Source organism: Nostoc cf. edaphicum LEGE 07299 (genome assembly GCF_015207245.1).
GTDB classification, from domain to species: Bacteria; Cyanobacteriota; Cyanobacteriia; order Cyanobacteriales; family Nostocaceae; genus Nostoc; species Nostoc edaphicum_B.
Genome location: NZ_JADEXF010000063.1, coordinates 1 through 9,440, shown reverse-complemented (window position 1 = coordinate 9,440; position 9,440 = coordinate 1). Strand labels below are relative to the sequence as shown.

The following is a 9,440-nucleotide window of genomic DNA, read 5'->3' as shown; positions in this document are numbered from 1 at the left end:
CATCAAGATCGTTTCTAACCAAGTGCAATTTTCCTTGGTTGACCGTCGTCCTGAAGTTAATATGGTGGAGTTCTGTCAGCAGCATGACATTAAGCTTTTTACTTACGGTACACTGTGCGGCGGTTTATTATCAGAAAACTATTTGGGTAAACCGGAACCGCGAGGATTTGATCTCTCCACTGCTAGTTTGAAAAAATATAAAAATATGATTGATGCTTGGGGTGGTTGGCAATTATTTCAAGAGTTGCTGGCTATTCTCAAGGAAATTGCTAATAAGCATGGCGTAAGCATTTCCAATGTGGCAGTGCGTTACATTTTAGATCAGCCAACTGTGGGCGGTGTGATAGTTGGTGCCAGACTTGGTGTATCTGAACATCTAGAAGATAACGCCAAAGTATTTAGTTTTAGTTTAGATGAAGACGATCGCGATCGCATCAGTGCAGTATCTCGCCAATCACGCGATTTGTACCAGCTTATCGGCGATTGTGGCGACGAATATCGGCGATAACCATTAAGGCATTGGCTTTGTTGACGATTGAATTTACTGATAATACGGTGAAGGTTATCGTGCAATCTACCTTTGCAAACCATGCCGCTAAACTTTGCCTTCGCCCTCAGTCAACAGCAAACTTTTGAACTGCGCTGTAACTATGGTTCACGTCCCTTCACTCTGCCGTAAAAGCAAATGCCGCCCTTAATGCTTCTGAGCTAAGAGTCGGATAGTTTTCTAGCACTTGTTGTTCTGTCCATCCCGCAGCAAACAAACCCAATAAGAACTCTACAGATAAACGAGTTCCTTTACTTACAAGTCTTTTTGCCCGTACCAGCCAGCGCTGAATCTAGCGCAGCGTTCCCCAGTTGCGTCAATCTTCCTCGTCTTAGTTTTTTGTTTGCGATCGCACTTGACATTCAAGATAGTCGCTACAGATATTATAAGTGTTTAACCGAACCTGATATTACTAACCATTAAACATCTGATGAAATTAAATATGTGTTATCTAAAACCCTTGTAGAGATGTAGCAGTGCTGCGTCTCTAGATTCTTTTTCACCAGATTCCTATTAACAATTGGCTTATTTATATCACCAGCCCTTAATAGACATCTCTAATATCATGTTCGCGTAATCAGTTATGATTCCCATAGTCATTGCACCCCACACGCCAGTCGCTCATGGGGGAAACCCCCTTCTCTACGAGACGCTCCGCGAAGGCGCTAGCCTCTCCCTTTGGGAGAAGACCGCGCTGGCTCCCTTTAATTCCCTCCCCGCAGGCGGGGTGGGGTTCTTCGGGTTTAATAAATAATCTAAGCGGACATGATATAAAAACTAATTATCTGCCTTATCCGAAATCCTTAGTAGACAAAATTCATGTAGCCGGAAGCTTCGCGTACCAGTTAATGGAAGCAAGCTATGTGTAGCGTCTCTGTTAGGAGAAGGGTATTATGCCTACGTCATTTTCACTCATATCTGTAATAGCGTCGTCGGATAATCTGGTATTGTTCGAAGGGCTGCCGTTGTTCGATAATCTGGCGTCGTCCAAAGCCCTGCCCTCGTCGGATTCTCTGGTATCGTCCGAAGGGCTGCCCTCGTCGGATTCTCTGGTATCGTCCGAAGCCCTGCCGTCGTCGGATTCTCTGGTATCGTCCGAAGGGCTGTCCTCGTCGGATTCTCTGGTATCGTCCGAAGCCCTGCCGTCGTCGGATTATCTGCCGTCGTCTATAGTATCGTCTTGACCGCCGTTGAGCAATCAAAAGCTCTCCGGTTTTATTTCCAACCAGGTTAGTATCTGGTGCAACGCTCTGTTCATCCAGGGCATTACTTAGAGAAATATCTTTCGCTTCAGCTAATGAGGGCGGAGACATAAAGGCAAATAGCAACACTGCTATTGAGGATAGTTTCCTGAAACCTTTCATGTTTTTGCTTCTCTAAACTTTCGGTAATAACTTTATTAAAACACTTTAAAGTCTGAAAATTACCGCTCGCGCACTTTTTGAAACTTAATTTAGTATAAAATTAAATATTGCAATTTTATCCCTTTGTATAATTGTAATTTTTATAAGCTTGTGTATATAAATAGTTAGTATTTAACAGGATGTAATTTTTTTCACCACATAGATAAAGTATACAGTTATTAATTAAACAAGCTAAATTTTTGATTACGAGATGGGTTCAAAAGCCTTACTGTGTAACGGAAATTTCCTCTCAACTTTTGATTTAGAAAAACCTTGTATCAGACTTATCTCCATTCCACAAGATGTATCAAAACTGTATAAAATATAAACGATAACTGCTAAATATTCTTAGCAGAAGCTGTAAATAATAATCTGTCACTGGATTTCTAGCTACAGGCAACTATCTTGTTAAGTGCTGCGTTTTTCTATCTTCTGCCTCACTTCTCTACAAGAGGCTGCGGCAACGACTACGCTCAGTGACCACTTGCTTTGTGCCTCCTGTCTGATTGTTGATTGTTGAGCGTAGTCGAAACACTGCTTTACACATCCTTTAAGGATATCTTCTGCTACCTCCACCCACTACACCAATTTTGTGGCGATAGGAGAGTTCAGCGCCGAACCAACCAGAAGCACTCGTTAGCGTACCGACAACAAGCGAGATTAACAGTCCCCAAGGTACGATTCGGGATTCAGCATCACCTAAACGTAGGAGAAAGTTAACGAGTGATAAAACTAGTATAGAAACGTTAAGTATTAGATGCGTCCAACCGGCGGCGCGCTTGCGGACTCGTTCAATTTTCAAAAAGTCGCTCAGACCGATCGCAGATGCAAGGATGCCTCCAGCTAATCCAAGTCCGATTAACCATAGCGAAGCCCTAGCCCAAAAGAAATCACGAGTTAACCAGTAGCCAAAGTCACTTCCCAAGGCGGCGGCTAAAAAGGCGATGGGAAAGATCACAGTCAGGGGATGTAGGGGATGTCCTGCGATCGCAACTGTACTGGGTACACCGGTATCACGATACTCACTGTCGTTACTTTCAATAACTGGTGGAATATTTGGAAAAGGTGTTGAACCTGTTTGCGTTGTTTCTGTAGTTTCCATTATTAGTATCCTGAATTTATGAACGTTACACTTTTAAGCTGAAGGAATTTTTTCAACATAAGCTTCAGCCTGTAGGATTAGTTTGCCTACTTCTACTTTTAGTTGGTTGACTTGTAGACTCATACCTTCTAAATCAAAGTTACTTAGATTCAAAATTTCGCTAGTTTGATCTATCAAAGCTTTTGTCAAATCTGGCGATATTTCCTCACTTTCGCTATACTCGACATTTTCTAAAGCAACACTTTTTCCATTGCTGCTAATTTTGGGGACTGCGGAAAAAGCAGCTTGCTGATTTTCACCAGTTTCTACTAATTTGATGCTGGCATTTAGTGCTACTTTCTGATCGCCCGGTAATCGGAAATCTACATTTTGAGGTTCAATAGTCCTCAGTTGTCCGTTAATATGTATTTTTTGACTTTGCAGTTGCGATCGCACATATTCGGAGTTGAAAGCACGGTTGATATCAGCTTCGGTTAACACAACCTGTGTACGAGCTTCAGTCGGTTTGGTTAGTTCAATTTTGCCAAAAGCCACACTTAGAGGATTAATGGCAACACTAGTCATTTGCATTTTTAATTCCTCCATACGGAGGTCTTTCTGCATAACTAAACCTTCACCTTCAATCGTGACTTTATCCACCTTTCCCTGAACCAATTTCAGCGGGTCTGTTTTGATGTCTACATCTAAATTTTTGACTTCATCTAATTGACTAGATAATCCTATTTCTGCCGCTTTATTGAGCGCTTGCTCTCCTAATCCAGGATTGTCTGGCATTATGTAAATTAACTCCTATTTTTTTTAAAGCACATCCTTGAGTAAATTTAATAAACTAACAGCAGAGTTTTATCTATCTGGCGATGGAATATAGATTTAGATTTAAATGTTGTCTATCTAATTTCAAATTTCAATTTTCCCTGTGTACCCTTTTCATCCTTTATTACCTCTACACTTGGAGCGATTTGTTATAAAATTGACATAAACCCTGTATTAGTTGAGTTCTTCTGACTGCTGGAACTTTTTTATACAATGCTCTCAGAACGTTTTACCGCAGCCCTTACCTACGCCACCCAACTACACGCTAACCAAGTTCGTAAAGGTTCAGGTGTCCCCTACGTTGCCCATTTATTAGGTGTCGCCAGTATTGCTTTAGAATACGGGGCAAATGAAGATGAAGCGATCGCAGCCCTCTTACACGATGCGATCGAAGATCAAGGTGGCGCTGCAACACGAGAAGAAATTCGCCGTCGCTTTGGTGACAATGTAACGGCAATTGTAGATGGTTGTACTGACGCTGATACAACTCCAAAACCCCCTTGGCGAGAGCGAAAGGAGGCATACATTGCTCATATTCCTACTGCTTCCCCATCAGTTTTGCTTGTGTCATCAGCGGATAAACTTTACAACGCCCAATCTATTCTCAAAGATTATCGGATTTTGGGCGAATCACTTTGGGAACGTTTTCATGGACGTAAAGAAGGTACTCTTTGGTATTATCGGGCGCTTGTAGATGCCTTTAAAAAGGCTGAAACAACTGTAATCATTGAGGAATTAGAACGGGTAATTTCGCAAATTGAGGTGTTAGCATCTAAATAAAAATTTTATCCATAAGTAGATAAAAAATTTATAAGAATTTAGACAAATAGCTTTTTTATAGACACGATTTAGTCATGTCTCTCACGAATAAATTTTGGCTTTTAGGTTCTCTCTCTAGATAAAAAATCTTTCTCTCGGTAGATAGGTGTACTGTAATTATTATGGCTGCTATGTTACCAATATGACGATAGTAAGAAAAAACACCCTAAATCCAACTGTAAATCCTTCTGTAAGTCCTCCAGAAAACTTGGCAGAAAAGTATATGGAAGCAGAACGTATGCATGATGTTCTGATTCTACTGCAAAACTTGATTAACAGTGAAGAAGCCACTGTAAAACTAATTCTGGATTGTCTTTATGATGTTGGTTCAGTCAATCTGATCAATCAAAAGCTTCGCCTGAAACCCTTAAACAGGGTGATGAAATTAATTGCCAGAATGTCGAAACCAGTTTTTAAAACCTTAGCTTTAAATTGGTTTAAAAAGAACTGTCCCCAACTAATTACTAATTGGCTGCACACCCAAGTCTCGTTTGAAAATCCCCAAAAGACAACTGAACCAGTAGCTATTGAAGTTGTACAACTGGAACCATATTCCATACCACAAAGAGAAAGTCTGAGCCAAGAGATTAAAAATCTGCGCTATCAGGTTAGATGGTTAGCTGGAATTTCAATAATTGCGATCGCTATTTTAGTAGTAAAAGCCACTTGGTTAAACTGAAATCTATGAATGATGAATGATGAATGATGAATATTATTATGCCTCTACCCAAACCAATATTGGAGGACATAGAAATACGCCTACTTTTGGAAGGTGTGTATCAATACTATGGTTATGATTTTCGCAATTATGCTCTTTCCTCACTCAAGCGCCGTATTCAGGGATTTATGCAATTAGAAGGGTTAGCAAATGTTTCTGCATTGCAAGAGCGCTTACTCCACAACCGCCCCTATTTAGAAAGATTTTTGCTGGCTCTGACGGTGAATGTAACATCCATGTTTCGCGATCCCAGCTTTTATAACACCTTCAGAAATCAGGTTATTCCCTTCTTACAAACCTATCCGTTTATTCGCATCTGGCACGCTGGATGTTCAACTGGTGAAGAAGTTTATTCAATGGCAATTTTACTGCAAGAAGAAGGACTTTATCACCGTTGCCGCATATATGCCACTGATACAAATGAGAAGGTATTACAAAATGCCAAAAGTGGGATTTTCTCGCTGAAAATGATGCAGGAATATACTCAGCTTTATCTAAAAGCAGGTGGCAAGAAGTCTTTTTCAGAATATTATACAGCAGCTTATGACAATGCTATTTTTCGCTCATCCCTAAGAGACAACGTTGTTTTTGCCCAGCACAATTTAGCCACTGATAGTTCTTTTAATGAGTTTAATGTGATTCTTTGTCGTAATGTCCTGATATATTTTAATCAGGCACTTCAAAAACGGGTACACGAACTGTTTTATAATAGCCTTTGTACTTTTGGCATCTTGGGTTTAGGAAGACAAGAATCTATCAGATTCACCTCTTACGAGCCTTACTATGAAGAGTTAGTCAAGGGTGAGAAAATATATAGAAAAATAGCAGGTGGGTGAAAAGAATGCTTGGAATGGGTAATTAAATTATGAATTATGAATTATCCGAAAATAACTAATAGCCAATACTCCGAAAATTATGAATAAAATCGCGCTCGTTGTCAAAAGACAGTCTGTCAAACATTTTTTATTGTGTTGAGAAGATAGATTTAGCGAGCGTTTAAGGTAAATTACACATTAAAGTATTAAAGGAGATTGTCGATGCAACTTCTCGAATGTCCTCCTGTTGCAGTCATTGCTGGAGAAAATGCGGTTCATGTTTCTCAACTACCTTCTATATGGCAAGACATTGCTAGAGGAACCACGAGTGTCGGACTTTCCCAACCCCAAAGCTATGTTGAGATGGCGCAGTTATTTTTGTATAAATTAAAACGTGGTGATGTTGATTTATTTAGCGATCGCCCCCAACTAGCTCACCTAATACCTTCATTTTCTCAGCTATTTGCACAACTGGCATGGGAAACCTTAGAGTTTTTTGGACAAGACTTTCTCAAACACAGCTATCCGAACTTTGCAGAAATTCTCCGTGATGTGGAGTCCAAAGGAATCGATTACGCTGATGAAATAAAAGTGGCTCGTATTGGCATAGATTTGTTCAATGAATTTGGTTATGAACTACCTGCTAGCTTTTATCACGTGCATTTAGCACCAATTTACCGCGATCATGTTTTTGAAGAACGTGCCTTACGATTTGACCAACGCGATATTGAGCATAAACGTGCTTGGGATGCCATACTCCATGCAGGTAAGGTATTTGCTATCCAAATGAAGGTGCAAAGTATTGCTTCTAAATATGGTTTTACTTATCAGCATGGCTGCGGTTGCAACTCTCATCTATCTTCCATTGATGTATCTCGTGGGGCGTTTGAATATGAATTGAGTCCCGACAAGCGTCAGCGATGGATTCGCAGTTTCATCTGGACTGCTTGGTACGAGTATGCCTTCTTTGCGATCGTACCTAATACGAGTTATTTGGTTTAACAAGAAAGAATTCAGGAGTCAGGAGCCAGAATTCAGAATTAAATTGTGTGCGATTGTTGGATAGCGCAGCGGTGGCGAGTCCGCGTACCCTCACAGCGAACGAAGCGAGCTAGCTACACGCAGCGTCTCGTAGAGAATATCTTGATTCTTACCGGAGCAACGGAAACGTCTCCGGCTCCACTCCTAAATTCTGACTTCTGAATTCTGACTTCTGAATTCTCCTTCAAGAAATCGGTTCAAAAACCATTTGCGGAATTAACACTTCATCTTGTAATTGTCCAACACCTAAAAAGCGAGTCTCTTCTTGATAAACTCTTACTATCCCAGTAACTTCAGAATTTAGAGAAACTCGTTGACCTTGACACCATTTTTGAGCAGATGTTGCTGGTAAAGTCACAGATAACAAATGTTGTAAGGCGGCATCAGGGGCAAGAGGTTGAAATGTCCCACCTTGCAATTTAGCTTCTAAGTCGGTGAAAGTGAGACTATCTGTTAAATCGAAACCACTGCTTTGGGTGCGGAGCAAAGCCGCAAGAGTGCCGCCAGTTTCTAAGATTTCACCTAAGTCACGAGCGATCGCTCTAATATATGTACCAGATCCACAGGCGATCGCCACATCCAATTCGGGAAAATCTCCTTCTCTCCAATCCAAAATATCTATCTGAAAAATTTCCACTGTTCGCACTGGAACTTCCACCATTTTCCCTTGGCGTGCTAAGTCGTAGAGACGTTTTCCATCCACTTGAATTGCACTATAATTCGGTGGGATTTGCTCAATCTTGCCTTCAAATTGTGCCAGTGCAGTTTTCACCTCTGCTAAACTCAATCCAGCACAAGTTTGAGAACTAATGATTTCACCTTCTAAATCATCGGTTGTAGTCCGCACACCCAGACGAATCGTAGCCTTGTAAGCTTTGTTTTCTGGCAGATATTGCAATAATCTTGTGGCTTTACCAAGTGCGATCGGTAAGACCCCTGTTGCTGCTGGATCTAAGGTTCCCGCGTGTCCTACACGCTTGAGGCGCAACAATTTTCGCACCCGCGCTACGCAGTCGTGGGAAGTCCAGTCAAATGGTTTGTTTAAGTTGAGAAAACCTTGAAATAACACAAAATCAATACTAACAGCTTCTAAACTCTATTAAATACTTATTTAATGCTCAAAGCATTAATATTTAGCAATTAAAGTTTGTCAAAACAGAATTCAGGAGTCAGAATTCAGGAATCAGAATGAATTCTGACTGAAAAAGCGGATAGCGAGTCGTAGAGAGCGTCTTGATTCTGAATTATGAATTTTGAATTCTTCTTCAATTAAGCATTATTTTATAAGTATCAAGACATTCTCTAAGCACTTTACCGAATAATGTCCAAAAAGTGCAGATAACGCCGAGTATTTTCCGCAAATATCACGATGTCATTTATAACTTCCAAGACATAAAACTGTAATAATCAAGAAATATCATAGAAAACTTCATGAAAGTTTTTATTGCCAATTAAAGATTTTTCCTCTAGCGCTTTTAGCCAAACAACTATCAATATATTTTAGGAACATAAATCAAATGAAAAAATCAATCTTCACTACTACATTGCTTTTTTGCTCTATGTTGATTGTGAGTTGTAGTAACTCTGGCAATAGTGCTTCTCAAGAGAAGAAAGTTAATCCAGTAAATACTGCAATAGCTACCCAAGCTAATTCTGAATCTATTTCTGTAAAACAAATAAAAGTAGATAATAACAAAAAAACTCTTAAGTCAGCATCAACTGAAAAAAAATCTCCTAAAAACAATCAATCTAAGGAACTTAAAAACGATAATCCAAGTTCTGGTACTATCAAAGATATGCAAAACGGAGACTTAAAATGCTACGTTACTGTTGTCGATGAAAATGGTAAAGTACATGAAAGTGTCGGTGCAACCTTTGATGTTTGCGAACCAGAGAAATACGTCAACAAAAAAGTAAAAATGTCTTATTCTCTAGAGAACGTCAATGATTGCCAAAGTTCTGAGCCTTGCGGGAAAACAATCAAAGAATGGTTGATTAGCAAGATAGAAATTCAAAAGCAATAATTACAATATGCTTTTTAAAATTATCTAAATCGGGAGCATCCACTTTTGGCGGATCGCCCTCAGACTAGAAGTCTGGGGCTATACAAACTAAACCCGCCTGCGCGGGTTTCAGAGAGTCCGCGTAGGCGGACTTCGTTTGTGTAGCCGCGATTTCCAAT

General features: G+C 40.1%; 11 protein-coding genes. 6 read left to right on the top strand and 5 right to left on the bottom strand.

The features are described from left to right. Positions 1–508 (top strand): aldo/keto reductase (locus IQ229_RS03215; protein ID WP_194041230.1); only part of this gene is annotated, 508 nt, incomplete at its 5' end. A gap of 157 nt (positions 509–665) precedes the next feature. Here the strand turns inward: IQ229_RS03215 and IQ229_RS24795 are convergent. The 4 genes from IQ229_RS24795 to IQ229_RS03195 all read right to left on the bottom strand — a co-directional run bounded on the left by IQ229_RS24795 (position 666) and on the right by IQ229_RS03195 (position 3,826). Further along, positions 666–827, bottom strand: a complete 162-nt coding sequence (locus IQ229_RS24795) for a DUF433 domain-containing protein (RefSeq protein WP_228013061.1) — start codon at positions 825–827, stop codon at positions 666–668. A 628-nt stretch (positions 828–1,455) separates the two neighbouring features. Next, positions 1,456–1,860: a hypothetical protein gene (locus tag IQ229_RS03205; protein WP_194041228.1), complete on the bottom strand. Its 405-nt coding sequence runs from the start codon at positions 1,858–1,860 to the stop codon at positions 1,456–1,458. Between the two features lie 640 nt (positions 1,861–2,500). Beyond that, on the bottom strand, positions 2,501–3,052 hold the full coding sequence (locus IQ229_RS03200; RefSeq protein ID WP_194041226.1) for a DUF2231 domain-containing protein: 552 nt from the start codon (positions 3,050–3,052) through the stop codon (positions 2,501–2,503). Positions 3,053–3,085: 33 nt separating this feature from the next. After that, positions 3,086–3,826: an LmeA family phospholipid-binding protein gene (locus tag IQ229_RS03195; RefSeq protein ID WP_194041224.1), complete on the bottom strand. Its 741-nt coding sequence runs from the start codon at positions 3,824–3,826 to the stop codon at positions 3,086–3,088. 252 nt (positions 3,827–4,078) lie between these two features. Between IQ229_RS03195 and IQ229_RS03190 the strand changes: the two genes are divergently transcribed. The 4 genes from IQ229_RS03190 (at position 4,079) to IQ229_RS03175 (ending at position 7,219) form a co-directional block, all read left to right on the top strand. Beyond that, positions 4,079–4,645: an HD domain-containing protein gene (locus tag IQ229_RS03190; protein WP_194041222.1), complete on the top strand. Its 567-nt coding sequence runs from the start codon at positions 4,079–4,081 to the stop codon at positions 4,643–4,645. 181 nt (positions 4,646–4,826) lie between these two features. Further along, complete coding sequence (locus IQ229_RS03185) at positions 4,827–5,363, top strand: hypothetical protein (protein ID WP_194041220.1); 537 nt, start codon at positions 4,827–4,829, stop codon at positions 5,361–5,363. 38 nt (positions 5,364–5,401) lie between these two features. Further along, positions 5,402–6,238 (top strand): CheR family methyltransferase, encoded by an 837-nt coding sequence (locus IQ229_RS03180; RefSeq protein ID WP_194041232.1) that lies wholly within the window; start codon positions 5,402–5,404, stop codon positions 6,236–6,238. Positions 6,239–6,439: 201 nt separating this feature from the next. Continuing rightward, positions 6,440–7,219, top strand: a complete 780-nt coding sequence (locus IQ229_RS03175) for a hypothetical protein (RefSeq protein ID WP_194041218.1) — start codon at positions 6,440–6,442, stop codon at positions 7,217–7,219. A 223-nt stretch (positions 7,220–7,442) separates the two neighbouring features. Here IQ229_RS03175 and truB read toward each other — a convergent pair whose 3' ends face one another. Further along, positions 7,443–8,327, bottom strand: coding sequence for a tRNA pseudouridine(55) synthase TruB (gene truB, locus IQ229_RS03170; protein WP_194041216.1), 885 nt, complete (start codon positions 8,325–8,327; stop codon positions 7,443–7,445). A 448-nt stretch (positions 8,328–8,775) separates the two neighbouring features. On the opposite strand from truB, the gene IQ229_RS03165 reads away from it, so the two are divergent. Next, positions 8,776–9,282 (top strand): hypothetical protein, encoded by a 507-nt coding sequence (locus IQ229_RS03165; protein ID WP_194041214.1) that lies wholly within the window; start codon positions 8,776–8,778, stop codon positions 9,280–9,282. Positions 9,283–9,440: the final 158 nt, after the last annotated feature.